A 26,508-nucleotide genomic window follows, 5' to 3' on the forward strand; every position below is an offset into this window, starting at 1 on the left:
TGGGCACGACGAGAGGCACGGTCACGGAATTGTGACCGGCTCGTGCTCCGTCGGGCTACAGCTTGACGACGGGGCAGGTGAGCGTGCGGGTGATCCCTTCGATGGCCTGGATCTTGGCCACGACCAGCTTGCCGAGGGCGTCGACGTCGTCGGCAACGGCGTGCACGATGGCGTCGTACGGACCGGTCACGGCATGCGACGACTTGACGCCGTCGATCTTGTCCATGGCCAGGGCAACCTGGGCGGCCTTGCCAACCTCGGTCTGGATCAGCACGTACGCTTCGACCATGTCTCTCCTCGAGTCGCCTGACGCCGACTATACCGGAGGCGGGCCGATCGAGTCGCCGGCCAGGGGTCGCTTTGGTCCCGGCAAGGCTACGAGTTGAGGGATCAGGTCCTCGCATCGGGGCTGCTGCTGAGGCCGTTCGTCGCCTCCGATGCCGCCTCCCTGCTCGCCACCGTCGACGGATCGCGCCTCCGGCTCGCGCGCTGGATGCCCTGGGTGCCGTACTCCACCACCGTCTCCGACTTCGCCGCCTTCATCGATGGTGCCGGTCGATCGGAGGCCGACGGCGGCGCCTTTCATCGGGGCCTGTTCTCCGACGGAGTCCCGGTGGGGGCGGTCGGCGCCTCGCTGGACCTGGTCAACCACTGCGCCGAGGTCGGCTACTGGCTTGTCCCGGAGTGGGAGGGTCGGGGGGTGGTGACCGAGGCGGTGGGGCTGATGCTCGATTTCCTCTTCGAGGAGATGGCGGTGCACCGGGTGGCGTTGCGGGCGGCGACGCAGAACCGCCGCAGCCGGGCCGTGGCGGAACGGCTCGGGTTCGAGTTCGAGGGGGTGTTGCGGGAGGCGCTGTGGCTGGAGGACCGCCCCACGGACACGGCGCTGTACTCGCTGTTGGAACCGGAGTGGCGGGGACGCCGGGAGGGTCAGTAACCCTCGGTGCCGAAGCGCACCGTGTGTGCGAAGCGCCTGCCGCCCTGTTCGTCGAGATCGAACACGATTCGCTGACCCTGGCGCAGGGTGCGAAACGAGCTCCCCTTCAGGCTTCCCGGGCGGAGGAACACCTCGGAGCGGTCGGTGTCGAGCACGACCACGCCGATCCCGGTGGCCGGGTCGTACACCTTGACCACGCCCTGGGCCACCGCCTAGGCCTTCTCGACCTTGCCGGCCTTGATGCAGGAGGTGCACACGCGGGCACGGCGCGAGTTGCTGCCGTGCTTCACCCGTACCCGCTGCACGTTGGGAAGCCAGCGTCTGGAGGAACGCTTGTGGGAGAACGACACCTGCTTGCCCACCCAGGGCTCACGGCCGCAGATTTCGCAACGGAACGACACTTGGGAATCCTTCTGGAGAACGGCGCTGGAGGTTACCAGCCCACACCGGGGACGCCAGACGGCTGTTCGTATACTCGCCGGGATGGCCACCCGACGGGCGCTGCTGATGGCGCAAGACCTCAAGGCGGTGATGCACCGCTACCTGGAGCGGCTTCGCCAGCATCGCACCGCCATCGATCGGCTGAACGTCTATCCGGTTCCCGACGGGGACACCGGGACCAACATGACCTCGACCGTCGAGTCGGTGATGGCGGCCGCCGACGGTGCCGAGAGCATGGTCGAGATCGCCCACGCCATGGCTCACGGATCCCTGATGGGAGCCCAGGGGAACAGCGGGATCATCCTCTCCCAGATACTGCGGGGCCTGGCCGACGCCTTCGGCGACCAGGCCTCGCTGGGGACGGAACAACTGGTCGACGCCCTGGAGCGGGCGTCGCAGGCCGCCTACGAGGCGGTGGGACGCCCCGTGGAGGGCACCATCCTCACCGTGCTGCGCGCCGCAGCCAAGGCCGCCCGGGCCGCCGACACCCCGGCCGGCGAGGACCTTGCCGGCCTGATGCTGCGGGTGTACGGGCGCGCCCTGCAGTCCCTCGAGGAGACTCCCGAGCTGCTTCCGGTCCTCAAGCAGGCGGGGGTCGTCGACGCCGGTGGCGCCGGGTTCCTCCTGCTGCTGGCGGCGTTCCTCGAGGAGGTGACCGGGGAGGAGCCGCTCCTCCCGGCCACCATCTTCAGGGCGGCGGCCACCGCCCTGGTGGTGGATCCCGGCGGGGATGATCCGGAGGCCAACCTGGCCGGTCTTCGCTACGAGGTGATGTATCTCCTCCACTGTGCGGACTCCGACGCCGGAGACCGGTTGCGGGAGGCCTGGGTCGGGCTCGGCGACTCGGTGGTGGTGGTCGGCGGCGAGGGTGTTTGGAACTGCCACATCCACACCGACCACATCGGTCCGGCGATCGAGGCCGGGATCGGCTTGGGGAGGCCGGAGCGGATCAAGGTGACCGACCTGCTGATCCAGGCGGCGGCGGAGCAGGCCGCCCGGGAACCCGACTTCGAGCCGCTCCCAGGGTTCGCCGGCACCGCCCTCGGGGTGGTGGCGGTCGCTTCCGGCACCGGGGTGGTCGAGCTGTTTCGCCAGAGCGGGGCGCAGGGCATCGTTGCCGGCGGCCAGACCCGCAACCCCTCGGTACGGGAGATGCTTCAGGCGGTGGAGCGGGTGCCGGCCGCCGCCGTGCTCCTGCTTCCCAACAACAGGAACGTCATCCCGGCCGCCGAACAGGTGGTGGACCTCACCTCGAAGCGGGTGCTCGTGGTGCCGACTAGATCCGTCCCCGAGGGGCTTGCCGCCATGTTCGGGTTCATGCCCGACGGCGACCCCGAGGTGATCGCCGCCGCCATGAGTGCGGCGGCCGCCCGATGTGCTTGGGGTGAGGTGACCCAGGCGGTCGGCGACGCCATCACGCCGGCGGGCCGCATCGCCGCCGGCGATTGGCTGGGCGTGGTGGCCGGGGAGGTGTCGATCGTCGCCGGAGGCGTCGCCGAGGCGGCGATCGGGGTGCTCGACCACCTGGTGTCGGAGGAGTGCGAGTTGGTCACTGTGATCGAGGGCGAAGGGGCGACCCCCGAGGCGACCTCGGCGATAGCCGGGCACCTGTCGGCCGGATGCGCGGCCGAGGTCACCGTCCTCCGCGGCGGACAGCCCCTCTACGCCTACCTCCTCGGCGTGGAATGACCGGGAACTCGCTCGCCGAGCTGGCGGACAAGGACATCGACCTCGTTCCCGGCCTGCGAGGAAAGCGCGGGGCAGATCTGCGCAAGGCGGGTGTCGCCACCGTCGCCGATCTGCTGCTCCACATCCCCCGCAGGTACCTGGATCGCTCCAAGACGGTCCCCCTCGAGGCGCTTCCGCTGGGCGAGGAGGTGACGGTGTTCGGCCGGGTGGAACGGATCAAGGAGCGGCGCCCCCGCCGCAACCTGCTCATCGTGGAGGCGACCATCGACGACGGGACCGGCATCCTGCACGTGGTCTGGTTCAACCAGTCGTTTCGCATGAGGCAACTCGCCGAGGGCACCGAGGTGGCCCTCTCCGGCAAGGTGGAGCGGTATCGGGGGAGGCTGCAGATGCAGGGGCCCGATGCCGATGTGCTCGACCGGTCCGGGGAGTCGCTGATCACCGGGCGGGTGATGCCGGTGCACCCCACCGTGGGCGGAGTGGGCCCGGGCCACCTGCGGCGCGCCATCCACGACGCCCTGCGCAAGGCGCGCCCGATGCCCGACCCGCTTCCCGATGAGGCGAGGGTACGCCTCGGGCTGGTGGAGCGCGACCGGGCCATCGGCGACATCCACTTCCCTTCGGAGGTGTCCGACGCCATTGCTGCACGCCGTCGGCTCGCCTTCGACGAGCTGTTCCGCCTGGAGGTGGCGCTGGCCGCCCGCCGCCAGCGGATCGTGGACACGGCCGAGGGAATCGCCCACAGCACCGACACCGGGCTGGTCGAGGAGTACCTGTCCTCCCTGCCCTTCGAACCGACCGCCGCCCAACTCCGGGTGATCGACGAGATCCGATCCGACATGGCGGCCCCTCATCCCATGCACCGGCTGCTTCAGGGGGAGGTCGGCTCCGGCAAGACCGTGGTGGCGATGGCGGCCCTGCTCATCGCCGTCCAGGGCGGACACCAGGGGGCCGTGATGGCGCCCACCGAGGTGCTGGCGGAGCAGCACCATCTGGGCCTGGCGCCGCTGGGGGCCCTGGTCGGAGTCCGCATGGCCCTGCTCACCGGATCGTCGCCCGATCGGGAGCAGGTGCTGGCGGCGGTGTCCGCCGGCACCGTCGACGTGGTGGTCGGCACCCACGCCCTCATCCAGGAGGGGGTTCGCTTCGCAAGACTCGGGCTGGCAGTGGTCGACGAGCAGCACCGCTTCGGCGTCCACCAGCGGGTGGAGCTGAGGGAGCGCTCCGAGGGACCGCAGCCGGACATGCTGATCATGACGGCCACCCCCATTCCCCGCACCTTGGCGATGACCCTCTACGGTGACTTGGTGATGTCGCGTCTCGACGAGATGCCCCGGGGCCGGATGCCGGTCGAGACCGTGGTCCTGGCGCAGGACGAGCAGGGCGAAGAGCAGGTGTTCGCCCGCATCGGCGCCGAGGTGGCTGCCGGGCGTCAGGCTTTCGTGGTGTGCCCGCTGGTGGAGGACTCGGAGAAGCTGGCTGCGGTCTCTGCGACCGCCGAGCATCGACGCCTCGCCGAGGCATGGCCCGACCTGCGCTTCGGGCTCCTCCACGGGCAGATGCGCTCCGCAGAGAAGGAAGCGGTGATGGCGGAGGTGCGTCGCCGGGAGATCGACGTGCTGGTGGCGACGACGGTGATCGAGGTCGGCATCGACGTGCCCAACGCCACGGTGATGGTCGTCGAGGACGCCGACCGCTTCGGGCTGAGCCAGCTGCATCAGCTTCGAGGTCGCGTCGGTCGCGGTGAGCACCGATCGTGGTGCTTCCTCATGGCATCGGAGCCCTCGGAGGAGGGCTCCGCCCGCCTGGCCGCCATGGCCTCCACCAACGACGGGTTCCGCCTCGCCGAGGAGGACCTGCGGATCAGGGGCCAGGGCACCGCCTTCGGATCGCGTCAGGCAGGGGGCACCGACCTCCGGATCGCCGACATCCTCGCCGACCAGGAGTTGCTCGAGATCGCTCGTCGCGAGGGTTTCGCCCTGGTGGCGGCCGATCCGGGGCTGCGCAGGCACCCGGCGATCGCCGAAGAGGTGAACGCCTTCATCGGGCGCTCCGACGAGTGGCTGTTCATCTCGTGAGGATCATCGGGGGTGTCGCCGGTGGAAGGAGGCTCAAGGGCCCGCGCTCACCGGATACCAGGCCGATGATGGACCGGGCCAAGGAGGCGATCTTCTCGGCGCTCGGTGATCGCGTCCGGGGTGCGGCAGTACTCGACCTCTACGCCGGTTCGGGATCCCTCGGCCTGGAGGCGCTGAGCCGCGGCGCCGCCTCGGCCACCTTCGTCGAGTGGGGGCGAGAGGCCCGCGCCGCCTTGAGGGACAACATCTCCGCCGTCGGGCTTGGAGGCGAGGTTGTGGCCATGAAGGTGGAGGAGTTCCTGGGAAGGCCCGGTCCCGCCTACGACCTGGCATTCGTTGACCCTCCTTACGCCTTGCCGCTACCGTCCGTGGAGCAGGTGCTCGGCGCGCTTTCCTTCAGGCTGGCCCCGGGTGCGGTTGCGATACTGCACCGTCGGGCCGGCAGCGGTGAGGCGATGCCGCCCGACGGCCTCGTGGCCGAATGGCGACGCCGCTACGGCGATGCCGACATCACGAGGTTGATCAAGGAGGAGCGGTGATCACTGCGCTGGTTCCGGGGAGCTTCGACCCGCCGACCAACGGCCACGTCGACGTGGTCTCGCGCTGCGCATCGCTGTTCGAGCGGGTGGTGGTCGCCGTCGTCGCCAATCCATCCAAGAAGGCGCTGTTCACCATCGAGGAGAGGCGCGACCTGCTAGTGGAGTGTTGCCCGTGGGAAAACGTCGAGGTGGCCGCATTCGACGGGCTCCTGGTCGACTTCGCTCGCGACGTCGGAGCCAACGTGATAGTCAAGGGGCTGCGGGCGATGACCGACTTCGACTACGAGATCCAGCTATCGCAGATGAACCGGCACCTCTCCGGCATCGTGACCATGTTCGTCGCCACCAAGCCGGAGTTCGGTTACCTGTCGTCTTCCCTGGTCAAGGAGGTCGTCGCCCTGGGCGGCGAGGTTTCCGGCCTGGTTCCCGACTCTGTTTCCAAGGCCCTTGCGGAGAGGTACCGATCATGAGCGACGAGCTCGAGCTCGATCAGCAGGAGTCGATGCCGGTTCCCCCGACCTCGGGGGAGCTGTTGGAGCTGGTCGACGAACTGATCATCGCCGTGGAGGGGGCGCGCACCGTGCCCCTCTCCGGAAACGTGATGCTCGACCGCGATCGCCTCCTCGACATGCTGTACCGGCTCCGGGATGAGCTGCCGGAGGAGATGCGGGCGGCGCGCTGGATGGTGCGGGAGCGCGAATCGTTCGTGGCCCGGACCAACGAGAAGGCCCGGGAGATGTTGGAGCGCGCTCGGGAGCGATCCGAGGAGTTGATCAGCGAGTCGTACATCGTCAAGGAGGCGGTCGACGAGGCCAACGCCCTGGTGCGACGCGCCGAGGGTGAGTCCACCCGGATCCGGCTCGAGGCCGAGGACTACAGCGAACAGGCCTTCGAGCAGACCGAGTCGGTGCTCTCCGACCTGCTCGGGCAGGTGCGACGATTCCGGGCCGAGCTGCATCAGGCGAGGCGGGAGGGGGACTGATCGTGGAGCGGGGGTCGCCGTTCCGGTTCCCCGTCTCCGATCTGCTCTCCGACCCGGGCAGCAGGCGTCGGGTCTCCATCGACGCCCCCATCGACTGGCCGCTCGAGCTCTCGGTGGCGGGTCCCGCGATACATGCCGAGATCGTCCTCCAGGAGGCTGCGGGCGGCATCCTGGTGCGGGCGACGGCGTCGACCACCGTGCATCACACCTGCCACCGCTGCCTGACCGAGTGGGACGAGACCATGGCGGTATCGATCGACGAGCCCATGGGCGTGGGCGACGACGAGGACGAGTATCCGATCCTGGGCGAGGTCGTCGACCTCGAGCCGCCGCTGCGCGACGCCGTATTGTTGGAGATCACCCCGGTGCCGACCTGCCGTCCCGAGTGTCTCGGACTTTGCGCCGTGTGCGGAGCCGACTTGAATACGGGTCCCTGCCCGGGGCACGACGAGGAGCCCGACTCCCCGTTCGCATCCCTGCGCGGCCTGCTCGAAACCTGATGAACCTGAAAGGGCGCGTCCATGGCGGTCCCAAAGAAGAAGATGTCCCGCTCCCGCACCAGGCAGCGCAAGGCGAACTGGAAGGTGGAGGCGCCCAACGCCTCCCGCTGCCCGCAGTGCCACGCAGCCAAGCTTCCCCATCGCGCCTGCCCGGAATGCGGCTCGTACCGCGGCCGGGAGGTCGTCCCGTCCTGAGGTCGGGTCGATGGCGCGCATAGCCCTCGATGCGATGGGGGGCGACCTGGCACCCGAACAGGCGGTGCTGGGCGGTGTCGACGCTGCGGCGCGCGGTGTCGATGTCGTCCTGGTCGGTGACGACGGTGCGATCGCCCCGATCCTCGAGGCCCAGGGCGTTTCGCTTCCGATCGTCCACGCTCCCGAGGTCATCGACATGGGTGATGATCCGGCTGCGGCCATTCGCCGCAAGAAGGGCGCCTCGGTGACGGTCGCCGCTCGACTGGTGGCCGATGGTGAGGCCGACGGGATGGTCTCCGCCGGCTCGACGGGAGCGGCGATGGCGGCGGCGACCCTGGTCATCGGTCGTATCGACGGGGTCTCTCGACCGGCGATCGCCACCATCTTCCCCCTGGGGAGCCCGACCGTCGTGCTCGACGCCGGCGCCAACCTCGAGGTCCGTCCAGAGCACCTGGTGCAGTTCGCCGTCATGGGGTCCGTCATCGCCGAGATCTACCTGGGCAGGGAGCGCCCAACGGTGGGGCTGCTCAACATCGGCGAGGAGCCCGGGAAGGGAAGAGATCTCGAGAAGGCTGCCCACGCCGCACTCTCCATGCTCCCCGACTTCGTCGGCAACGTCGAGGGGCGCGATCTGGGCCGCGGGAAGGCCGACGTGTTCGTCACCGACGGGTTCTCCGGCAACGTGCTTCTCAAGACGGCCGAGGGCGTGGCCCGGGTCGTGGGCCGCTTCGTCCTCGAGGGGCTGGCCGAAGGAGCCGACGCCGCCACCCAGGAGGCGCTCGAGGTCCTGATGCCACACTTCCTCGCCCTTCGCCAGCGCTTCGACCCGGAGGCCTACGGCGGGGCTCATCTCGTAGGCGTGCGAGGGGCAGTGGTCATCGCCCATGGGTCGTCCAGCCGGGTGGCCATCGCCAACGCCGTGGCGATGGCGGCCGAAGGGTGCGATCGGGGCCTGGTGCCCCGCATCGAGGCCGGAATCCGTGGCTGAGTCCAGGGGTGATGGGGATGAAGCACTCGGCGAGGGTCGGCGGCCGGTCCCGGTGGGGCGGCTGGAACGGGCCCTGGGTCACCGATTCGCCGACCGGTCGCTGCTCCACCGCGCCTTGACCCATCCTTCGATGTCGGCCGAGATGCCCGGGGAGGAGTCGAACCAGCGACTCGAGTTCCTCGGAGACGCCGTGCTCGACCTGGTGGTGGCGGCGACGCTGCATCGGGACTGGGATCTCCCGGAGGGATCGATGAGCAAGGTTCGGGCGGCGGTGGTCGACGAGGGCACCCTGGCCGAGGTGGCACGCGGCATCGGTGTGGACGGCGCCATCCGGCTGGGCAAGGGCGAAGAGGCATCTGGAGGCCGCAACAAGGATCCGATCCTCTCCGACTCCATGGAGGCCATCATCGGGGCGGTGTTCCTCGATGCCGGTTTCGAGGCTGCCGCCGCCGTGGTGGAGAGACTGTGGGCGCCGCAGATCTCCATTCGCGTGGAGGCTCCTGGCGAGCCGGACCACAAGACCCGTCTCCAGGAGATGCTCGCCCGCCAGGGATTGGCACCGCGATATGAGGTGTCAGGGACCGGCCCGGCTCACAGGCGGACCTTCACCGCCACCGTCTGGCTGTCGGGCCGGCCGCTCGGCACCGGCGTCGGGACGTCGAAGAAGCGCGCTCAGCAGGAGGCCGCACTCGCCGCTCTGGAGGTGTTGGAAGCCGGCGATGCCTGAACTGCCCGAGGTCGAGGCGACCCGGCGGCATCTCGAGCCTGCCGTGGTGGGGAGGCGGATCGTCGCCGTCGAGGTGCGCCGCAGCCGCATGGTGCGGCGGCATCCGGATCCCGACGCCTTCGCCGACATGGTGGCGGGGCGACGGGTGCGCCGTCTGTGGCGGCGGGGAAAGTTCCTGCTCGCCGACCTGGATGGCGACATCGTCTGGGTGACCCACCTGGGAATGTCGGGTCGCATCGCCCTGGCCGAGAGTGGCGACGCGGTGGCACCGCACACCCAGGTGGTGGTGGCTCTCGACGGCGGGGCGGAGGTGCGGCTGGTCGACCCACGCACGTTCGGGTTCGTGGCCGCCTTCACGCCGGAGGATCTCGAGGTCGCCCTCGGCGGGTTGGGGCCCGATGCCCTCGACGATCTGCCGTCGGCGGTGGCACTCGCCGACGCCCTCTCTCGGCGGACCGCTCCGATCAAGGCGCTGCTCCTCGATCAGCGGATCTTGGCCGGCCTGGGGAACATCTACGCCGACGAGGTGCTGCATCGGGCTCGGATCTCGCCGCTGCGCCCCGGCGGCTCGCTGGAGCACGGCGAGTTGGCGGCACTGAGAAGGGCGATCCGCCCGGTGCTTCGCGCCGGGCTGCGTAGGGGCGGCACCAGCCTCGGAGACCTGGCGTATCTGCTGCCCGACGGGCGGGCCGGTGAGCACCTCGCTCACCTTGCCGTGTACGGGCGCGACGGTGAGGTCTGCCGGAGGTGCGGCAGCGAGATCGTGCGCACGACGATACGCGCCAGGAGCAGCCACTGGTGCCCGGGATGCCAGGCGTGAGCCGATGCGTCTCGGGTGCCACCTGGGTGCCGCCGGAGAATCACACACCTGTGATTCCGGTGATACCCTTTTTCCCGCAGTGCATCTGAAGACCCTCACCGTGACCGGGTTCAAGTCGTTCGCCGATCGCACGCGTGTCGAATGCGAGCCGGGGGTCACGGTCGTCGTCGGTCCCAACGGTTCGGGCAAATCCAACCTGGTCGACGCCATCGCCTGGGTGATGGGTACCCAGGCGACCTCCACGCTGCGCACATCGCGCATGGAGGACGTGATCTTCGCCGGCACCGCCGTGCGTCCCGCCCTGGGTCGCGCCGAGGTCACCCTCACCCTCGACAACGGGTCCGGCATGCTCGATCTGGACCTCGCCGAGGTGACGCTCACCCGGAGGCTGTTTCGCGACGGCACCAGCGAGTACCTGGTGAACGGCGTCGCCTGTCGGCTGCTCGACATCCAGGAGCTTCTCCACGACAGCGGGATCGGTCGCCATCAGCACGTCATCGTCGGCCAGGGGAGGGTCGATGCGGTGCTCAACTCCGGCCCCGAGGAGCATCGGGCGGTGATCGAGGAGGCCGCAGGCGTCGTCAAGCACCGGGCCCGACGCGACCGGTCGATGCGGCGCCTCGAGGCGACCGAGGTCGACGTCACCCGCCTCCGCGATCTGCTCGAGGAACAGCAGCGCCGCATGCGCCCGCTGAAACGGCAGGCGGCCGCCGCCGAGCAGTACGACTCGGTGCGGGCCGAGTGGCATTCCCTGCGGCTTTGGCTGGGCGGCGAGCATCTCCGCAATGGGCGCAACAGGCTCGCCGCCGTCGTCGCCGAAGAGGACGAGATCAAGGCCCGAATCGAACAGGCTGCCTCCGAGAGAGACGCCATCACCGGATCTCTTGCCGAGCTGCAGGCAGCGGCCGGCGAGACCGGGGAGGCACTGGAGCGCGACACCTCCGCCGCGGCGCGCCTGGAGACGACCGCCGAACGGATCCACTCCATCGCCCTGGTCGCCCGAGAGCGTCGACTCCATTCCGAGCGCAGTGCCGCCGGGGCCGAGTCCAGGCGCCAGGACCTGCTCGCGGAGCAGGCCGACCTCGGCCGCCGTCTCGACGAGGCCGTGGCGGCGGAAGCGGCCGCGGTCGAGGCGGCCGAACGCTCCGAGATGGCGTTGCGAGCCCTCGAGGACGAGGAGCGTGCCCTGGCGCGTGCCGACACCCTGCCCGCCGAGGGCCGGGTGGCCGCCATGCGCGGAGACCTGGCTGCCCTGGAGGGCGCCGAGTTGAGAGACCATCGCGAGTCCGGAGACCTCGCCCGGAGTCGCGGTGCCCTGGCGGCCGTGATCGCCGAGGAGGTGGCCGAGGCGCGTCGTCTGGAGGACGAGGCCGAGGCTCTCGCCCCGGAGTTGGCTGCCGCCGAGCGGGCGCTGGGAGCTGCCGTTGCGACCGCCGGACGCGACCGCGATGCCGCCACCATCGCAGAGACCGCCCACGCCGCGGCCGAGTCCGCCCTCGTGGCCGCCCGGGCGCGGCTGGAGGCACTTCGGGCCGCCCGAGCCGGACTCGCAGACCCCGACGCCAGGCGGCGAATGACCGCCGCCGTGGGAGTGGCCGGAACCCTGACCGCCCTGCTCGACGTTCCCGACGGACTGGCCACCGCCGTCGATGCGGCCCTGGGTCCCTGGGCCGAGGCTCTCGTGGTCGCCGGCCCCGGGGCACTTGCGGATGCAGCCGATCGCGCTCGAGCACTGGGCGGCGGTGGGGTAGCACTGGTAGCGGCTTCCGCTTCTCCGGTCGGGCCTCGGGAGATGGGCGATGCGCCGGTGCTCGCATCGCTGATGGGGCAGGGTGCCGATGCCGCCCTGGCCTCCTCGCTCCTGGGCGATGTGGTCCTCGTGGACGACTGTGCCGCCGGCCTGGCCTTTGTCGCCTCACACCCAGGATGGCGTGCCGTAACCGCCTCCGGCGACCTGATCACCGGCAACGGAGTACTCCTCGCCCATCCCGACGGGGCCACGCCTGCTGTGATCGCTGCCGCCGATCGCGCCGTCGAGGCTGCTGCCACCGAGGCGGCACGGGCGCACAGCCGGAAGGTGACTGCCTCACGCAGCCGCGATTCGTCGGCGGCGGCACTGAAGGACGCCACGGAGAGGTTGGAGTCGCTGCGCCGTCGCATCGCCGCCATCGAGGAGGGCATCCGCCTCCTGGAGCGCTCACGATCCGGTCGCACGGCCGAGCTCGATCGGCTCGATGCCCGCGCCCGGGCGCTGGCCGAGGCTTCGGCCGGCAGGGCCGAGCGGATCGCCGACCTCAGGGCACGGATCGCCGACCTGGAGGGGGAGCAGGCTGCTCAGCAACAGGTCTGGGACGACATGGCCCGCCGACTGGCCGAGGTCTCCGAGCGACGCGAGCGAGCGCGTCGGTCGCGTGAGGATGCGGCTGCGACCCTTGCCACAGTGGCCGAGCGCCGCACGACGATCGAGGGCCGCCTTGCCGAGATCGGGTCGCTGCTCACCGAGGAGGCCGCGCCGTTCGATCCTGCCGAGGGAGCCCGCCTCGAGAGCGTCGAGACCCTGGCGCGACGGGCCCTGGCGGCGGTGAGGAGCCATGTGGAGAGCCTCCGGGCTCGACAGCGGCTGCTACGGGTCGAGGCCGGGGAGGCCGGAGCCAGGCTCGATGCCGCCCGCAGGCGGCGCGACCAGCTCGGCGTCGAACTCGAAGAGGCCCGGGAGTCATTGTCCCGGCTGGCGGTCGAAGCGGCCGAACTGAAGGTGAGGGACGAGGCGATCGCGGAGGCGCTCAGGCGCGACGCCGATGCCTCCGAGGAAGAGGCGCTTGGCGCTCCGATGCCCGAGGTCTCCGCCGAGGTCGATCCAGAGGCGCGCCTCGACTCGCTTTCGGCGCGGCTGCGGCGCCTCGGTCCGGTCAATCCACTAGCGGCAGCGGAGTACCGGGAGCTTGCGGAGCGGGTCGAGTTCGTCGAGGGTCAGCTCGCCGACCTCGAGGAGTCGCGCCGCGAGCTGCGTAAGGTGGTGCGCGCCCTCGACGAGGAGATCGCACGGCTGTTCGAGGAGGCGTTCGAGGACATCGCCGCCAAGTTCGCCGAGAACTTCACGCTGCTGTTCCCTGGCGGGACCGGTCGCCTGACACTGACCGACGGCGACGACGTCCTGGCATCGGGCGTGGAGATCCACGCCCAGCCCATGGGGAAGAAGGTGGGCCGGCTTCAGCTGCTGTCGGGAGGCGAGCGCTCGCTCGCCGCCCTGGCGTTCCTCTTCGCGGTGTTTCGCTCCCGTCCCAGCCCGTTCTACGTCCTCGACGAGGTGGAGGCGGCCCTCGACGACGCCAACCTGCGTCGCTTCCTCCGGCTGGTCGACACGCTGCGGGACTCGTCGCAGCTGGTGATCGTGACCCACCAGCAGCAGACCATGGAGGCCGCCGACGTGCTCTACGGGGTCACCATGGAACCGGGCGAGTCGTCCCGGGTGCTGGCCAAGCGGCTCTCACCGGTGTGATCGTCGCCGTCGCCTTGATCGTCGGCGCCGTGTCGATCGTCGCCGTGGGCCTGCTGTGGCTGCGCGTGACTCGCCGCCGCACTCCCTCCGGCGGGCCGCCGGCACTGGTCACGATGTCCGGCCCCCGACTGGGGGATCGCATCGGTGCCCTCCTGGGCAGGGACCCCGGTCCATCGGCATGGGCGGCGCTCCAGGACCTGCTGCTCGAGGCAGACCTCGGTGTGGCGGCCGCCGCCGCCGTGGTGGCGGCGGCCCGCGAGAGCGGTCCGACCGACGCCGTCGGCGCCCGCGCCGCCGTGCGCTCCGGGATGCTCTCCGTCCTCGAGGGTCGGGAGCGTGGCCTCCGCCTCGAGGGTGCCCCGGCGGTGATCGTCGTGGTGGGGGTCAACGGTTCGGGGAAGACGACCACGATCGCCAAGCTCGCCTCCTTCCTCGCCGCGGCGGGCCACCGCGTCCTCCTCGGTGCCGCCGACACCTTTCGCCCCGCCGCCGCCGAGCAGCTCCAGGAGTGGGGCGAACGCCTCGGTGTCGATGTGGTCTCCGGCGCTCCCGGTGCCGATCCGGCTTCGGTGGCCCACGACGCCATCTCGGCGGCGAGGGCGCGTGGCGCCGGGGTGGTCGTGGTCGACACCGCCGGGAGGCTCCACGACAAGGCGAACCTGATGGGCGAGCTGGGAAAGGTGGTTCGGGTGGCGGGCGCCTCCGAGGTTCTGCTCGTGATCGATGGCACCACCGGACAGAACGGGATCGCCCAGGCCGAGGCCTTCACCAAGGCCGCAGGGGTCACCGGGGTCGTGGTGACCAAGCTCGACGGATCCTCCAAGGGGGGGATCGCCTTCGCCATCGAGAGCCGGCTCGGGATAGCGGTGAAGATGATCGGGCTCGGCGAGGGCCTCTCCGACCTGCGAGTATTCGAACCCGAGACCTTCGTCGACTCGCTGCTGGAGGAGAGATGACCGGAACCGAGCTCGTCGCCGAAGCGAGTGCCGCAGCCGAGAACGCCTACGCCCCCTACTCCGGGTTCCGCGTTGGCGCCGTGGTCGTATCCCAGGATGGGCGGCGATTCGTCGGTGTGAACGTGGAGAACGGCGCCTACGGCACAACCATCTGTGCCGAGGCGGTGGCGATCGCCGCCGCCGCATCGGCAGGGGTCCGCAAGATCGACACCCTGGCGGCGTCCTGTATCGATGCCGAAGGCCCCGGGTACCCGTGTGGGAACTGCCGCCAGATGATGGTGGAGTTCGAGGTGGATCGGGTGTTCGTGGGCGGCGGTCCGGACGGGCCCCTCGAGTACGCCCTCGACGAGCTCATTCCCCACGCCTTCAGGCTTTGACCTGTCGGGACGAATCGATGTTCAACCCGGTGATGTCACTGCCGATAGGGGGGAGATGACCGCACCAACAGCCCGCACCTCCGATTGGAAGGTGACCGTCGGCCACCGCCTGGGTCTTCGTGCCGGATGGGCCCTGGTCACCCTGGCAGTGTTCGTCGCCGTCGTCGCCGCACGCCTCGACTCGGTGGGTGCATGGTGGGCCGTCGCCGGTCTTGCCGCTCTGGTGATGGTCGGGGCGACGCACCTTCCGGAGCCCGTTCCGAGCGACCTCCTGGTCGAGGGCCGAACCCGAGTCGATTCAGGTCCGCTGTCGAACGACTGAGCGGCCGTCAGCCGGATCGGGCCCGCAGGGCTTCCAGCAGCCTCGGCAGGACCTGATGGACGTCACCGACCACCCCCAGGTCGGCGATCCCGAAGATCGGTGCCTCTTCGTCCTTGTTGATGGCGATGATGATCCCCGAATCCTTCATCCCGACCAGGTGCTGCATGGCACCGCTGATGCCACAGGCGATGTAGACGTTGGGCTTGACCGTCTTCCCCGTCTGGCCGACCTGCATGGCGTAGGGCACCCAGCCCGAGTCGACGACGGCGCGCGTCGCCCCGACGGCGGCCCCGAGCAGGCCGGCGATCTCGCCGAGGATGGCGAACCGATCGGCGTCGCCCATCCCCCGGCCGCCGCTGACGATGACATCCGCCTCTGTGAGCGAAGGCCCTTCCGAGGCCTCGACGTGCCTGGCCACGATCCGGGCGACGCCCGAGTGGCCGGTTTCGGGAGCCTCGACCGGCATCACCTCGGGACTCGATCCGCCGGCAGGCTCGGCGGCGAACGACTTGGGTCGAACCACCACCAGGTGCGGCCCGGGACCGGTGAAGGCGGTCTCCACCAGGGTGGTTCCGCCCAGGATCTCGTTCACCACGGTGGCTCCCGCCGGGTCCAGGGCGACGGCGTTGGCCAGGATCGGAACCCCCAGCCTGGCCCCGAGCCGTCCGGCGACGTCGCGGTCCGTGGGACCCATTCCGAACAGCACCAGATCGCCGGGCGCCACCAGCGTGGCGAGGGCGGCGGCCGCTCCTGCGGCGGGGAGTGCCTCGCCGGGATCCAGGTGATGGATCCGGGTCGCCCCGTGGGCACCCAGGGCGGCCACCGCCTCCTGGCTTCCCGGACCGACGAGAAACACGTTCGACTCGTCGGCGAAGCCGCCGGCGGCGGTCAGCAGCTCGAGTGCTGTCGGCGACGGCCTGCCGGAGGACTCCTCGGTGAACACCCACACGCTCATCTCAGATCACCTTCGCCTTCTCGAGCAGCTTCACGATCTCCAGGTGCGCCTCGCCCTCGTCGGTCACCTTCAGCCCCGAGGCCCGTTCCGGGGCGGGTCGAACGCCGACGATCTGCTGTGCCGATCCGGCGGCACCCACCTGGCCCGGCTCGAAGCCGAGATCGGCGGCGGTGAGGACCTCGACCTCCTTCTGCTTCGCCTGCATGATCCCCTTGAAGGTCGGGTACCTTGGCTCCACGGCGCCTGCGGTGACCGACACCAGGGCCGGCATCGGGGACTCGACCTCCTGATACCCGTCTGGAGTCTGCCGTTCGAGCCGGAGGGAGCCCTCGTGCAGGGCCACCTTGCGAGAAAAGGTGAGGGCGGGAAGCTCCAGGAACTCGGCGAGCATCTGCGGCACCACTCCCGAGTAGCCGTCCGAGGACTCGGTTCCGGCAATCACCAGGTCGATCTCCTGGCGAGCGATGGCGGCGGCGAGCACCCGGGCGGTCACCAGGGCGTCGGAACCGCGAAGCGCCGGATCGCTGACCACCACCGCCTTGTCGGCCCCCATGGCCAGGGCCTGGCGCACCCCTTGCAGGTTCCCCGCCGGGCTCACGGACACCAGGGTGACGGAACCGCCCGTCTCCTCGGCGAGCTGCAGGCCCAGTTCGATGCCGTGGCGGTCGGTGTCGTCGAGCACCTGATCTTCGGGGCGCGCTACGAAGTGCGTGTCGGGATCCAGGGTGTACGGCGTGGCCGGATCCGGGATCTGCTTGATGCAGACGGCGATCTTCATGACCCTCCTCGGTCGAGGTCGGGGCGATGTTAGGACGGCCCGACACCGTCCCGGCCGGGGTCAGCCGGAGGTGAGGGCGGGAAGCAGGGAGTCGAGCAGCCGGGTGAATCGCCCCCGGGCTGCGGCGGCGGTGGCCGTCACCTCCTCGTGGCTGAGCGGAGTCGGGGAGATCCCGGCCGCGAGGTTGGTCACCAGCGAGATCCCGAGGACGGCGGCACCCATGTGTCGCGCGGCGATCGCCTCCGGGACCGTGGACATGCCCACCAGGTCGGCGCCGAGCCGCTTCGCCATCTGCACCTCGGCCGGGGTCTCGTACGACGGCCCCAGGAACCAGGCGTAGACGCCTTCCCCGAGGTCGACATCGACCCGTTCTCCGGTCCTGCGCGCCAGGTCACGAAGCCTCTGGGGGTACACCTCGGACATGTCCGGGAAGCGCGGTCCCAGCGAGTCGTCGTTGGCGCCCACCAGCGGGTTGCGTCCCGTGAGGTTGAGGTGGTCGCGGATGAGCACCAGATCGCCCGGGGACAGTCCGTCGCCGACCCCGCCGGCGGCGTTGGTGAGCAGCACGGTCGAGCACCCCGTTCGGACGGCGGTCCGTACCGCGAACACGACGTCCTCCTGTTCCCATCCCTCGTAGGTATGGACCCTTCCCGCCAGCACCAGGACCGGTCCCCCGAGGTCGGCGGAGAAGAGCGAGGCGGCGTGACCCTCGACCCGGGGGGTGGGGAATCCAGGAATCTCGTGGTAGGGCAGCTCGATCGCTCCGGGCAGTTCTGCGGCGTAGCCGGATAGCCCGGAACCGAGCACCACTGCGAGCCGGTGGCCCGGGCGCCCGGTTCGCTCGGCGATCGTCGCCGCAGCATCGTCGAGGCGGTGGCGGTTCATTCGATCTTCTCCAGGATCAGCTGTGGCTTGGTGACCGGTCCATCTCCGACCTCGTGGGCGCGGTGTGCGAGCGGAAGGGCATCTTCCAGCCGAACCCGGTCGCGCCATCTGATCTCGAGAAGCGGGTCGCCCGCCGAGACCCGGTCTCCGACCTTGGCGAAGACGGTCAAGCCGACCCCGAGATCGATGACATCGTCCTTGGTGGCTCGTCCCGCACCGAGCCTCTCGGCGGCATGCCCCACATCCAGGGCGTCGCACCGGGTCACCGTCCCGGAGCGGGATGCGGCGACAACCTCCACCTCCGGTGCGGATGGGAGGAGCGACGGATCGTGCAATGCCTTCGGGTCCCCTCCCTGGGCGACGACCACCTGTTCGAACTTTTCGAATGCGCTGCCGTCGTCGATCGCCCGGCGCAGCCTTGCTTCGGCGGCGGCAGGGTCGTCGGCGAGCCCACCCAGGAGCAGCATCTCGGATCCCAGGCGAAGCACCAGCTCCACCAGGTCCTCCGGTCCACCTCCCTTGAGCACCTCGAGTGATTCGGCGATCTCATTGGCGTTTCCGACCATTCGGCCCAGCGGCTGGTTCATGTCGGTGATGAGGGCGGTGGTCGCCGTGCCCCCCGCCCGTCCGATTCCGACCATCGTCCTCGCCAGGTCGCGGGCGCCGTCGATCTCCTTCATGAACGCACCGCTCCCCACCTTGACGTCGAGCACCAGGCCATCGAGCCCCTCGGCGAGCTTCTTCGACATGATCGAGGAGGCGATGAGCGGGATCGACTCCACAGTGCCGGTGACATCGCGCAGGGCGTACAGGCGGCGATCGGCGGGGACCAGGGTCTCGGACTGGCCCCCGAGCACCAGACCGTTGCGCTCCAGGAGTGCGGTGAACTCGCCGCGGTCGAACCCGGTGCGAAACCCCGGTATCGACTCGAGCTTGTCCAGGGTGCCGCCGGTGTGGCCCAGGCCCCGCCCGCTGATCATCGGAACCGCCACGCCACAGGCGGCGACCAACGGGGCAAGGGGAATGCTCACCTTGTCGCCGACACCACCGGTCGAGTGCTTGTCCACCTTGGGTGCGCCGACGTGGGAGAAGTCGAGCACATCGCCGGAGTGGAGCATGGCGTCGGTCCACGCCGCCAGCTCGTCGGGGTCGAGCCCCTCCTTGAAGATCGCCATCAACAGAGCCGACATCTGGTAGTCGGGCACCGAGTCGGTGGTGTAGGCGGCGATCAGATCTCGGATCTCGCCGCCGGCGAGGGTTCCGCCGTCGCGCTTGCGTTGGATCAGTTCGACGACGTTCATCCTTCCCCCATTGTGCCCACGCGGCCGCCTCGAACCGAAACCCCCTCGCCTCTCAGCCTTCGTGCCTGATCGGCCTCGTGGCCCGGCGCCAGCCGTCCGGCGGCGGTCACCACCCGCCACCATGGGTAGCCGGCACCCTCTCTCGCCAGGAAGCGTCCCACGGCGCGGGCTGCTCCGGGGTGCCCGGCCTCGGCGGCCAATTCGGAGTAGGTGATCACTTCGCCCTCGGGGATGGACTCGAGGACGGCGGCCACCGCCGCCTCGAACGGGGTCACGTGGTTCCGAAGAGGCGGTCCCCCATGTCGCCGAGTCCGGGCTGGATGTAGAAGTGGTCGCTCAGGTCGCGGTCGAGGGCGGCGGCGACGATGCGCACGTCGGGATGCTCGGACTCCATACGCTGGACGCCAGCCGGGGCGGCGACGACACAGAGGGCGATGATGCGCGACGCCCCGGACTCCTTGGCCTTGCCGACCGCCCATGCCAGCGATCCTCCCGTGGCCAGCATCGGCTCCAACACCAGGACCGTGGCTCGCTCCAGGTCCGGCGGCTTGAAGTAGTACTCGATCGGCTCGGCGGTCTCCTCGTTGCGCTGGACACCGGCGAACCCGACCTTCACGTAGGGGATGAGGTCGATCACGGCGTCGAGCAGCCCGAGGCCGGCCCGCAGGACGGCGATCGCCACCACCTTCGACGTCTCGTGGCCCGATGTCGTCTCCAGCGGGGTCTCCACCGGGCGTTCCCGTACCGGGAGGTCATGGGTCGCCTCGTGCACAAGGAAGTAGCACAGCCTGCGTGCCGCCGCCCGGAACTCTTCGGGCAGGGTGGTTCGATCACGCAGGATCGTCAGGTAGTGGCTCGCCAGCGGGTGATCGAGGACCGTGAGGCTCATGGCTGCTCCGATGCCGGGTGCGGCACCGAGGCTAGTGACCGTCCCGCACCCTTGGCTCCCTACCCTGGGGGGCATGTTCGAAGGCCTCACCGAACGGCTCTCGGGAGCACTCGGGCGTCTCACCGGCCGTGGGCGGCTCGGCGACGCCGATCTCGACGCCGCCCTCGGCGAGGTGCGGCTGGCCCTGCTCGAGGCCGACACCAACGTCGAGGTGGTTGCCGAGCTCGTCGAGCGGGTGCGAAGGCGGGCGCGAGGGACCGAGGTCGCCTCCAGCCTGACCCCGGGGCAGCAGGTGATCAAGATCGTGAACGCCGAGCTGGTGTCCACCTTGGGGGAGAAGGCGGAAGCGCTGGCGACGGCCTCGCGACCGCCGCTGGTGGTGCTCGTGGTGGGCCTGCAGGGGTCCGGGAAGACGACGACGGCGGCGAAGCTCGCCGAGCGGCTCAAGGCGCAGGGGAAGCGGCCGCTTCTGGTGGCTGCCGACCTGCAGCGTCCGGCTGCGATCGATCAGCTCGAGGCCCTGGGGGGCCGGATCGGGGTCCCGGTGCTGGTGGACCGCAAGGCGAAGCCCGAACGGCTGGCCCGGGAGGCGCGAAAGAGGGCGGCGGCGGAGGGCTTCGACGCCGTGGTGATCGACACCGCCGGCCGCCTTCAGGTGGACGAGCCGCTCATGGACGAGCTGGCGGCGGTGCGTTCCGCCGCCAAGCCGGATGAGGTGCTCCTGGTGCTGGACTCCATGATGGGCCAGGAGGCCGTCTCGGTGGCCAGGGGGTTCCTGGACCGGGCAGGGGTGACCGGCCTGGTGCTGTCCAAGCTCGACGGCGACGCCAGGGGCGGAGCCGCAATCTCCGCCCGGGCCGTCACCGGTATGCCCATCAAGTTCGCCGGGGTGGGCGAGGGGCCGGGCGATCTCGAGGTGTTCCACCCGGAGCGGATGGCGTCGCGCATCCTGGGGATGGGCGACGTGCTCACGCTGATCGAGAAGGCAGAGGCGACCCTCGACCGGCGGAATGCGGCAGAGGCCGCCGAGAAGCTGCGCCAGGCGTCCTTCGGTTTCGATGACTTCCTCGAGCAGTTCCAGCAACTTCGCCGGATGGGGGGCATCGGGCAGTTGCTTGGTATGCTCCCGGGTGCCGCCACGGCCTCGATGAGGTCGGGGGTGTCCGATTCGGACCTCGGTCGGGTGGAAGCGATCATCCGGTCGATGACGCCCGGCGAGCGGCGGGACCCAAAGATCATCGACGGAAGCCGCAAGCGGCGCATCGCCTCCGGGTCGGGAACCTCCCCCCAGGATGTGAACGCCTTGCTGCGGCAGTTCGCCGAGATGCAGAAGATGATGAAGACGCTGGCCGGTGGACGCAGCCCGATTCCGGGCCTCGCCCTGCCGGGGCAACGGCGCAGAAGGAAGAGGTGACCGATGGCGGTGAAGATCCGCCTGACGCGAATCGGCAAGAAGCGGCAGCCCTCGTATCGGGTCGTCGTGACCGACGCCCGCAGCCCTCGCGATGGGCACTACATAGAGCAGATCGGCCGCTACGACCCGCGGCAAGAGCCCTCGCTGGTCGAGATCGATAACGAGCGCGCCGCCTACTGGCTGGCCAACGGTGCCCAGCCGTCGAGCCAGGCTCGCAAGTTGCTGCAGATCTCCGGGGCGGTCTCGGCGCCGGCGGCGCGCCGACCGGCGCGCCCGGCGAAGGTTCATGTCGTCGAGGCGGAGGCGCAGAAGGCTGCCGCCGCCGAGGACGAGGCCGTGATCGAAGCAGCCCTCATCGCCGAGGACGAGGCATCCCAGGCTGCCACCGCCGGTGATGCGGAGCCGAAGGCCGAGGAGCCCGGCGAGGCCGGGGAGACTGTGGAGGGCTCGTCGGCGGACGACTCGGGGGAGGAGTCGTGAAGGGCGAGATCGTGCAGCGGGTGGTCGAGTACATCGCTCGCGAGATCGTCGAGCACCCGGATGACGTATCGGTGACCATCGTCGAGGAGGGCCCGGACGAGGTCATCGCCGAGGTCCGGGCCGCACGCGGGGACATGGGGCGGGTCATCGGCCGCCGGGGACGGGTCGCCAAGGCGATTCGAGTGCTCGCTCAGGCCGCTGCCGATGAAGAGGGTCTCCAGGCTCGCGTTGAGTTCATCGACTGACTCCGGCCTGGTCCCGGTCGGCCGTTGCGGCCGGCCTCACGGCCTGCGGGGCGATGTGACCGTGCTGCCGACGACCGATGACGCCTCCCGATTCCTGCCCGGGTCACGCCTCGTCACCGCCGACGGCTCCGTGTTGACGGTCGTTCGCTCCTCGCCGCATCGGGACCGGGGGCTGGTGGTTGCCTTCGAAGGCCACCATGACAGGAGGGGCGCCGAGAGCCTGCGCGGCCTCGATCTCTTCGCCGAGGCGGCGACTCGCCGGCACCTGAGCGAGGGCGAGTTCTGGCCCGATGAGCTGGTGGGCCTCACCGCCATCGATCCGGATGGCTCGGTCCTGGGGGAGGTGACCGCCGTCGAGTTGGCCACCGCCCAGGATCGGCTGGTGATCACCACGGCGGACGGAATCGAGGTGTTGGTGCCTTTCGTGTCGGCTCTGGTCGGCGAGGCGACCGACGACACCATCGTGATCCACGACCCAGGGGGCCTGTTCCCCGGGCCCTGAGTGCCGGTCTCCAACGGGCCCTGCTTGGAGCGTGGTGGGAGCGGCCGCGGCTGTTCTGATCACTCCACTGTTCAGGGAGAACCGTCGACGGTCACTCCGGGTGTCCGGGCCGACCGATGGCGCTTCGGTCACCCTTCGACAGTGATGACCGCCTGCATCTGCTGCGGGTGGATGGAGCAGAAGTAGCGGAACTCTCCCGGACCGTCGAAGACGACGTCGAACGTGCCTCCTGCCGCCATGTCACCCGAGTCCCAGGATCCGTCCTCGGCGGTGCTGGTGTGGGTCCCCTGCTGGAAGGCGAACGTCACCGAAGCCCCCACGGGAACCTTCACCTGGGCAGGCTCGAACCGGAACGAGACCACGGCAACCTCGAACGTGGGGCGGCCGGGGGCCGTCGTCGTCGAAAGGGTCGTCGTCGTGGCCGGCTCGAGAATGGTGGTGGTCGGGGCTTCCGCCGAACCGGAACAGGCTGCCGTGAGCCAGGTCGTCAGGATGAGCCCGGCGAGGATGTGCGGACGGGGCCTCGGTGCTGCCATCGTCCGCACATCCCCAGCGGTCACGCGCCCCTCCTCCAAACCTGTCACGAGTCTATCGACCGTTCGGTCGGTAGCGCAACGGGGTTCTCGTCAGAGTGCGGAGATGCGCTCGATCAGGTCCACGACTCGGTTGGAGTATCCCCACTCGTTGTCGTACCAGGCGAGGACCTTGAGCGTGGTCCCGTGGAGCACCTGCGTGAGCGGTGCGTCGAAGACCGACGAGTGGGGGTTGCCGATGACGTCGCTGGAGACCAGGGGCGCCTCGGAGTACTGCACGATCCCCGCCATCGAGGCCTCTGCGGCGTGCCTCACGGCACCGTTGACCTCCTCCACGGACACGCCCTGCTCCAACTCGACCACCAGGTCGACGGTCGATCCATCCGGTACCGGAACCCTCATCGCCATCCCGTCGAGGCGCCCCTTGAGTTTGGGCAACACCTCGCCGACCGCCTTGGCGGCACCGGTCGAGGTGGGGATGATGTTCTCGGTGGCGGCCCGGGCGCGCCGGAAGTCCCGGTGGGGGACATCGGCCAAACGCTGGTCGTTGGTGTAGGCGTGGACCGTGGTCATCACCCCGCGCCGGATGCCGAAAGCGTCGTCGAGGATCTTGGCGATCGGTGCCAGGCAGTTGGTGGTGCACGAGGCGTTGGAGAGGAGGCGCACCTCGGGGGTCAGGGCCTCGTCGTTGACGCCGAGCACGATCGTGGCGTCGAGCGGGTCCTTGGAGGGCACGGTGAGAACGACCCGTGAGGCGCCGGCCTCGAGGTGGCGCGACACGGTCTCGCGGGTGCGAAACACACCGGTCGACTCCACGACGACGTCGACGCCGAGGTCGCCCCAGGGCAGCAGGCCGGGATCCTTCTCCGTGAGGAGGGCGACGCTGCGGCCGCCGGCGATCAGGCGACCGTCTCTTGCCGTCACCTCGCCCGGGAACTCGCCCATGACGGTGTCGTACTTGAGCAGGTAGGCGGCCATGGCGTCGTCGGCGAGATCGTTCACCGCCACGATCTCCACACCCGAATCAGGTCGCTGGGCGACCACACGAAACACGGACCGCCCGATCCGCCCGAAGCCGTTGATGGCGACCCTCATGAGTCCTCCTCGAGAGCTGACATGAGGCCGATCATGTCGACCACCCGCGCCGCGTATCCCCAGCCGTTGTCGAACCAGACGACCGCCTTGAGCAGGGTCCCGTCGACCAGCATCGTGGCCAGCCCGTCCCAGGTACCCGAGTGCGGATCTCCGATCACGTCGCTGGATACGATCGGATCCTCGGTGTAGGCGAGGACGTGGGATGCCTCGGCGGCCCGGGACATGACGGCGTTCACCTCTTCTCGATCGGTGGGTCTGCCCAGGAAAGCGACCAGATCGACGTTGGAACCGTCGGCGACCGGGACGTTGAGGGCGATTCCGGCGAGACGCCCCGCCATCTCGGGGAGGGCCACCTCCACGATCCCGGCAGCGTTGGTGGCCGCCGGAATGATGTTTTCTGCCGCCGCCCGGCTGGTACGAAACTCCCCGCCGGGCACGTCGGCGAGCCGGGCCTCGTTGGTGAAGGCGTGAACGATCGTGAAGAGGGCGCGTTCCACGCCGAACGCCGCGTGCAGGGCCTTCAGGGTGGGTGCCAGGGCGTTGGAGGAGTTGGATCCGAGCGCCACCATGCGGTCCTCCGGTCCCAGCATGTGATCGTTCACGCCGAGGATCACGGTGTCCATGTCACCCGGGTGTTCGGGCGTGGAGGCCAGGATGACCCTGCGGGCTCCTCTCTCCAGGTGCCGGGCGCAGTGCTCGGCGGTGCGATGCTTGCGGGTCGCCTGCACCACGATGTCGACACCCAGCGCCGCCCAGTCGACGCCGCCCGGCTCGGGAGTGGAGAGCATCGGTATCCGCAGTGGTCCGGCGACGAGGTGACCGTCGGTGAAGGACACGTCGTCGGGGTACCGGCCGAAGATGGTGTCGTACTCGAGCAGGTAGGCGAGTGCGGCCGGGTCGGCGACGTCGACGATCGCCGCCACCTCGATGTCCTTGCGTTCCCGCACCTGCCGGAAGACGTTGCGGCCGATTCTGCCGAAGCCCATGAGTCCGATGCGGGTGGTCACCTGCAGCAGGTTAGGTGGACGGCGTCGCCATCCAAGCAGCCGCCGACCGGGTGTCGACTCCGGGTGGACTGTGGACCGAGCCCGGTCTACCTTGACCACATGCCTTTTCCCGCCCCCGATCCGGAACTGGCCGCATCCCTGATCCGAGGTCGCGGTGACGTCGGCGGCCTCCTCGCCGAGGCGTCTCGCCTGCGCGACGAGGGCAGGGGTCGAACCGTCACGTACTCGCGCAAGGTGTTCATTCCGCTGACGACGCTGTGTCGGGATCGCTGCTCCTACTGCACCTTCGCCAGGTCGCCCGGAGCCGGCGGCGCTTTCATGACCCCCGAGGAGGTCCTGGGCGTGGCGCGAGCCGGTGCCGATCGACGGTGCACCGAGGCACTCATCACCCTCGGCGATCGCCCCGAGGATCGATGGCCGGAGGCCCGCCGGTTCCTGGACGAACAGGGCCTGCGATCGACGATGGATTACGTGGTGGAGCAGGCCGCCGCAGTGCTGGAGGGAACGGGCCTGTTTCCGCACGTCAACCCGGGGATCATGACCGACACCGACCTGACTGCCCTGCGGCCGGTTTCCCCGTCGGCCGGTCTCATGCTCGAGAACTTCTCGGCGCGGCTGATGGAGCCGGGGATGCCGCATCACGGGAGCCCGGACAAGGAGCCCGCGCTTCGGCTGGAGGTGATCTCTGCCGCCGGAAGGGTGCGGGTCCCGTTCACAACCGGGATCCTGGTCGGGATCGGGGAGACCGTCGAGGAGATCGTGGCCAGCCTGTTCGCCATCACTGCCGCGGCGGCGGAGTCGGGAGCGGTCCAGGAGGTGATCGTGCAGAACTTCAGGGCCAAGCGGGGCACCGTCATGCGGGGGCGGCCCGAGCCCACGGTCGCCTTCTTCACCCGGGTGGTGGCGGTGGCGCGCTGGATCCTGGGGGCGGAGGCGAACCTGCAGGTGCCGCCCAACCTGACCGAGAGGTTCGAGGTCTACCTGGATGCAGGCATCAACGACTGGGGCGGCGTGTCACCGGTCACCATCGACTGGGTGAATCCAGAGGCGCCCTGGCCCCACCTCGACGACCTGGAGCGCAGGACGACGGCAGCCGGATTCCGGCTCGTCCCCAGGCTTCCCGTGTACCCGCAGTATCTGAGCGAGGAGTGGATCGATCCGGGCCTGCTGCCCCGTCTGCTGGAGGCGGCCGATTCCGATGGATACGCTCTCTCCCCACGATTGGAGTCTGCATGATCACCTTCTTGCGCCTGCGTCGCTCGGGACCGGTGTCGCCCGGAGTCGCCGCTTCGCGCAGGCGCGAGGGGACCACTGCGCTCGAGCTGTCCGCCCCGACCCCGCAGGACCTCGCCGCCACACTCGGTGCCGGGCTGC

The 26,508-nt window shown here is 69.9% G+C and carries 32 protein-coding genes; 20 read left to right on the top strand and 12 right to left on the bottom strand.

Annotated features, from left to right (window positions below; genetic code table 11):
- Window positions 1-55: 55 nt before the first annotated feature.
- Window positions 56-289, bottom strand: coding sequence for an Lrp/AsnC ligand binding domain-containing protein (locus QY307_10810; protein ID WKZ82556.1), 234 nt, complete (start codon window positions 287-289; stop codon window positions 56-58).
- Between the two features lie 93 nt (window positions 290-382).
- Between QY307_10810 and QY307_10815 the strand changes: the two genes are divergently transcribed.
- The gene (locus QY307_10815) at window positions 383-937 is read left to right on the top strand and encodes a GNAT family protein (protein WKZ82557.1); all 555 of its coding nucleotides are present in this window, start codon (window positions 383-385) and stop codon (window positions 935-937) included.
- Here QY307_10815 and QY307_10820 read toward each other — a convergent pair.
- Window positions 931-1,146, bottom strand: coding sequence for a cold shock domain-containing protein (locus QY307_10820; GenBank protein WKZ82558.1), 216 nt, complete (start codon window positions 1,144-1,146; stop codon window positions 931-933). The two genes, QY307_10815 and QY307_10820, sit on opposite strands and share 7 nt — an antisense overlap.
- 3 nt (window positions 1,147-1,149) lie before the next feature.
- The gene (gene rpmB, locus QY307_10825) at window positions 1,150-1,338 is read right to left on the bottom strand and encodes a 50S ribosomal protein L28 (GenBank protein WKZ82559.1); all 189 of its coding nucleotides are present in this window, start codon (window positions 1,336-1,338) and stop codon (window positions 1,150-1,152) included.
- A gap of 82 nt (window positions 1,339-1,420) precedes the next feature.
- On the opposite strand from rpmB, the gene QY307_10830 reads away from it, so the two are divergent.
- From QY307_10830 to QY307_10895, 14 genes are all read left to right on the top strand, one after another.
- Entirely contained in the window at window positions 1,421-3,067 is a 1,647-nt protein-coding gene (locus QY307_10830; GenBank protein ID WKZ82560.1) for a DAK2 domain-containing protein, read from the top strand.
- Window positions 3,064-5,145 (top strand): ATP-dependent DNA helicase RecG, encoded by a 2,082-nt coding sequence (gene recG / locus QY307_10835; protein WKZ82561.1) that lies wholly within the window; start codon window positions 3,064-3,066, stop codon window positions 5,143-5,145. The genes QY307_10830 and recG overlap by 4 nt, the downstream gene beginning before the upstream one ends.
- Window positions 5,142-5,684 (top strand): RsmD family RNA methyltransferase, encoded by a 543-nt coding sequence (locus tag QY307_10840; protein WKZ82562.1) that lies wholly within the window; start codon window positions 5,142-5,144, stop codon window positions 5,682-5,684. The genes recG and QY307_10840 overlap by 4 nt, the downstream gene beginning before the upstream one ends.
- Entirely contained in the window at window positions 5,681-6,154 is a 474-nt protein-coding gene (coaD, locus tag QY307_10845) for a pantetheine-phosphate adenylyltransferase (GenBank protein ID WKZ82563.1), read from the top strand. The genes QY307_10840 and coaD overlap by 4 nt, the downstream gene beginning before the upstream one ends.
- Window positions 6,151-6,666, top strand: a complete 516-nt coding sequence (locus tag QY307_10850) for a hypothetical protein (protein WKZ82564.1) — start codon at window positions 6,151-6,153, stop codon at window positions 6,664-6,666. The genes coaD and QY307_10850 overlap by 4 nt, the downstream gene beginning before the upstream one ends.
- A gap of 2 nt (window positions 6,667-6,668) precedes the next feature.
- Complete coding sequence (locus QY307_10855) at window positions 6,669-7,166, top strand: DUF177 domain-containing protein (GenBank protein WKZ82565.1); 498 nt, start codon at window positions 6,669-6,671, stop codon at window positions 7,164-7,166.
- A 21-nt stretch (window positions 7,167-7,187) separates the two neighbouring features.
- Window positions 7,188-7,361, top strand: coding sequence for a 50S ribosomal protein L32 (gene rpmF, locus QY307_10860; protein ID WKZ82566.1), 174 nt, complete (start codon window positions 7,188-7,190; stop codon window positions 7,359-7,361).
- Window positions 7,362-7,371: 10 nt separating this feature from the next.
- A complete protein-coding gene (plsX, locus tag QY307_10865; protein ID WKZ82567.1) occupies window positions 7,372-8,349 on the top strand; it encodes a phosphate acyltransferase PlsX in 978 nt (325 codons plus the stop codon).
- Entirely contained in the window at window positions 8,342-9,076 is a 735-nt protein-coding gene (rnc, locus tag QY307_10870; GenBank protein ID WKZ82568.1) for a ribonuclease III, read from the top strand. Before plsX ends, rnc begins: the two co-directional genes overlap by 8 nt.
- On the top strand, window positions 9,069-9,896 hold the full coding sequence (mutM, locus tag QY307_10875; GenBank protein WKZ82569.1) for a bifunctional DNA-formamidopyrimidine glycosylase/DNA-(apurinic or apyrimidinic site) lyase: 828 nt from the start codon (window positions 9,069-9,071) through the stop codon (window positions 9,894-9,896). The genes rnc and mutM overlap by 8 nt, the downstream gene beginning before the upstream one ends.
- Before the next feature lie 79 nt (window positions 9,897-9,975).
- A complete protein-coding gene (gene smc, locus QY307_10880; protein ID WKZ82570.1) occupies window positions 9,976-13,395 on the top strand; it encodes a chromosome segregation protein SMC in 3,420 nt (1,139 codons plus the stop codon).
- Complete coding sequence (ftsY, locus tag QY307_10885) at window positions 13,392-14,351, top strand: signal recognition particle-docking protein FtsY (GenBank protein ID WKZ82571.1); 960 nt, start codon at window positions 13,392-13,394, stop codon at window positions 14,349-14,351. Before smc ends, ftsY begins: the two co-directional genes overlap by 4 nt.
- Window positions 14,348-14,728 carry a cytidine deaminase gene (locus tag QY307_10890; protein WKZ82572.1) on the top strand — a complete coding sequence of 127 codons (381 nt, stop codon included), beginning with the start codon at window positions 14,348-14,350 and terminating at the stop codon, window positions 14,726-14,728. Before ftsY ends, QY307_10890 begins: the two co-directional genes overlap by 4 nt.
- Before the next feature lie 55 nt (window positions 14,729-14,783).
- On the top strand, window positions 14,784-15,050 hold the full coding sequence (locus QY307_10895) for a hypothetical protein (protein ID WKZ82573.1): 267 nt from the start codon (window positions 14,784-14,786) through the stop codon (window positions 15,048-15,050).
- Window positions 15,051-15,057: 7 nt separating this feature from the next.
- On the opposite strand, the gene QY307_10900 is transcribed toward QY307_10895, so the two are convergent.
- The 6 genes from QY307_10900 to upp are packed head-to-tail and all read right to left on the bottom strand — an operon-like array spanning window position 15,058 to window position 19,858.
- Window positions 15,058-16,005, bottom strand: coding sequence for an electron transfer flavoprotein subunit alpha/FixB family protein (locus QY307_10900; GenBank protein WKZ82574.1), 948 nt, complete (start codon window positions 16,003-16,005; stop codon window positions 15,058-15,060).
- Window position 16,006: 1 nt separating this feature from the next.
- Entirely contained in the window at window positions 16,007-16,783 is a 777-nt protein-coding gene (locus tag QY307_10905; GenBank protein ID WKZ82575.1) for an electron transfer flavoprotein subunit beta/FixA family protein, read from the bottom strand.
- Between the two features lie 60 nt (window positions 16,784-16,843).
- Complete coding sequence (locus tag QY307_10910; GenBank protein WKZ82576.1) at window positions 16,844-17,668, bottom strand: purine-nucleoside phosphorylase; 825 nt, start codon at window positions 17,666-17,668, stop codon at window positions 16,844-16,846.
- Window positions 17,665-18,969: a thymidine phosphorylase gene (locus tag QY307_10915; GenBank protein WKZ82577.1), complete on the bottom strand. Its 1,305-nt coding sequence runs from the start codon at window positions 18,967-18,969 to the stop codon at window positions 17,665-17,667. The genes QY307_10910 and QY307_10915 overlap by 4 nt, the downstream gene beginning before the upstream one ends.
- Window positions 18,966-19,244 carry an MGMT family protein gene (locus QY307_10920; GenBank protein WKZ82578.1) on the bottom strand — a complete coding sequence of 93 codons (279 nt, stop codon included), beginning with the start codon at window positions 19,242-19,244 and terminating at the stop codon, window positions 18,966-18,968. The genes QY307_10915 and QY307_10920 overlap by 4 nt, the downstream gene beginning before the upstream one ends.
- On the bottom strand, window positions 19,241-19,858 hold the full coding sequence (gene upp / locus QY307_10925; GenBank protein WKZ82579.1) for a uracil phosphoribosyltransferase: 618 nt from the start codon (window positions 19,856-19,858) through the stop codon (window positions 19,241-19,243). Before upp ends, QY307_10920 begins: the two co-directional genes overlap by 4 nt.
- A gap of 73 nt (window positions 19,859-19,931) precedes the next feature.
- Here upp and ffh point away from each other — a divergent pair, with 73 nt between their 5' ends.
- The 4 genes from ffh (at window position 19,932) to rimM (ending at window position 22,499) form a co-directional block, all read left to right on the top strand.
- The gene (gene ffh / locus QY307_10930; protein ID WKZ82580.1) at window positions 19,932-21,272 is read left to right on the top strand and encodes a signal recognition particle protein; all 1,341 of its coding nucleotides are present in this window, start codon (window positions 19,932-19,934) and stop codon (window positions 21,270-21,272) included.
- A 3-nt stretch (window positions 21,273-21,275) separates the two neighbouring features.
- Window positions 21,276-21,752 (top strand): 30S ribosomal protein S16, encoded by a 477-nt coding sequence (rpsP, locus tag QY307_10935; protein WKZ82581.1) that lies wholly within the window; start codon window positions 21,276-21,278, stop codon window positions 21,750-21,752.
- Window positions 21,749-21,997: a KH domain-containing protein gene (locus tag QY307_10940; GenBank protein ID WKZ82582.1), complete on the top strand. Its 249-nt coding sequence runs from the start codon at window positions 21,749-21,751 to the stop codon at window positions 21,995-21,997. Before rpsP ends, QY307_10940 begins: the two co-directional genes overlap by 4 nt.
- Window positions 21,998-22,058: 61 nt before the next feature.
- Complete coding sequence (gene rimM, locus QY307_10945; GenBank protein ID WKZ82583.1) at window positions 22,059-22,499, top strand: ribosome maturation factor RimM; 441 nt, start codon at window positions 22,059-22,061, stop codon at window positions 22,497-22,499.
- A gap of 128 nt (window positions 22,500-22,627) precedes the next feature.
- On the opposite strand, the gene QY307_10950 is transcribed toward rimM, so the two are convergent.
- From QY307_10950 to QY307_10960, 3 genes are all read right to left on the bottom strand, one after another.
- Entirely contained in the window at window positions 22,628-23,059 is a 432-nt protein-coding gene (locus tag QY307_10950) for a cupredoxin domain-containing protein (GenBank protein ID WKZ82584.1), read from the bottom strand.
- Window positions 23,060-23,125: 66 nt separating this feature from the next.
- Complete coding sequence (gap, locus tag QY307_10955) at window positions 23,126-24,127, bottom strand: type I glyceraldehyde-3-phosphate dehydrogenase (GenBank protein ID WKZ82585.1); 1,002 nt, start codon at window positions 24,125-24,127, stop codon at window positions 23,126-23,128.
- Entirely contained in the window at window positions 24,124-25,134 is a 1,011-nt protein-coding gene (locus QY307_10960; protein ID WKZ82586.1) for a glyceraldehyde 3-phosphate dehydrogenase NAD-binding domain-containing protein, read from the bottom strand. Before QY307_10960 ends, gap begins: the two co-directional genes overlap by 4 nt.
- 99 nt (window positions 25,135-25,233) lie before the next feature.
- On the opposite strand from QY307_10960, the gene cofG reads away from it, so the two are divergent.
- Window positions 25,234-26,370 (top strand): 7,8-didemethyl-8-hydroxy-5-deazariboflavin synthase CofG, encoded by a 1,137-nt coding sequence (gene cofG / locus QY307_10965; GenBank protein WKZ82587.1) that lies wholly within the window; start codon window positions 25,234-25,236, stop codon window positions 26,368-26,370.
- Window positions 26,371-26,508: the final 138 nt, after the last annotated feature.

The sequence above is a fragment of the Acidimicrobiia bacterium genome (genome assembly GCA_030584185.1).
Taxonomy (GTDB): domain Bacteria; phylum Actinomycetota; class Acidimicrobiia; order Spongiisociales; family UBA11373.

Bases quoted from the DNA above. Each gene is read 5' to 3' on its own strand.
- ffh (WKZ82580.1), top strand. From the start codon at position 19,932: ATGTTCGAAGGCCTCACCGAACGGCTCTCGGGAGCACTCGGGCGTCTC.
- plsX (WKZ82567.1), top strand. From the start codon at position 7,372: ATGGCGCGCATAGCCCTCGATGCGATGGGGGGCGACCTGGCACCCGAA.
- cofG (WKZ82587.1), top strand. From the start codon at position 25,234: ATGCCTTTTCCCGCCCCCGATCCGGAACTGGCCGCATCCCTGATCCGA.
- rpsP (WKZ82581.1), top strand. From the start codon at position 21,276: ATGGCGGTGAAGATCCGCCTGACGCGAATCGGCAAGAAGCGGCAGCCC.
- QY307_10810 (WKZ82556.1), bottom strand. From the start codon at position 289: ATGGTCGAAGCGTACGTGCTGATCCAGACCGAGGTTGGCAAGGCCGCC.
- QY307_10895 (WKZ82573.1), top strand. From the start codon at position 14,784: ATGACCGCACCAACAGCCCGCACCTCCGATTGGAAGGTGACCGTCGGC.
- gap (WKZ82585.1), bottom strand. From the start codon at position 24,127: ATGAGGGTCGCCATCAACGGCTTCGGGCGGATCGGGCGGTCCGTGTTT.
- QY307_10905 (WKZ82575.1), bottom strand. From the start codon at position 16,783: ATGAAGATCGCCGTCTGCATCAAGCAGATCCCGGATCCGGCCACGCCG.
- QY307_10830 (WKZ82560.1), top strand. From the start codon at position 1,421: ATGGCCACCCGACGGGCGCTGCTGATGGCGCAAGACCTCAAGGCGGTG.
- upp (WKZ82579.1), bottom strand. From the start codon at position 19,858: ATGAGCCTCACGGTCCTCGATCACCCGCTGGCGAGCCACTACCTGACG.
- QY307_10915 (WKZ82577.1), bottom strand. From the start codon at position 18,969: ATGAACGTCGTCGAACTGATCCAACGCAAGCGCGACGGCGGAACCCTC.
- rpmF (WKZ82566.1), top strand. From the start codon at position 7,188: ATGGCGGTCCCAAAGAAGAAGATGTCCCGCTCCCGCACCAGGCAGCGC.
- QY307_10890 (WKZ82572.1), top strand. From the start codon at position 14,348: ATGACCGGAACCGAGCTCGTCGCCGAAGCGAGTGCCGCAGCCGAGAAC.
- QY307_10850 (WKZ82564.1), top strand. From the start codon at position 6,151: ATGAGCGACGAGCTCGAGCTCGATCAGCAGGAGTCGATGCCGGTTCCC.
- recG (WKZ82561.1), top strand. From the start codon at position 3,064: ATGACCGGGAACTCGCTCGCCGAGCTGGCGGACAAGGACATCGACCTC.
- QY307_10910 (WKZ82576.1), bottom strand. From the start codon at position 17,668: ATGAACCGCCACCGCCTCGACGATGCTGCGGCGACGATCGCCGAGCGA.
- QY307_10900 (WKZ82574.1), bottom strand. From the start codon at position 16,005: ATGAGCGTGTGGGTGTTCACCGAGGAGTCCTCCGGCAGGCCGTCGCCG.
- mutM (WKZ82569.1), top strand. From the start codon at position 9,069: ATGCCTGAACTGCCCGAGGTCGAGGCGACCCGGCGGCATCTCGAGCCT.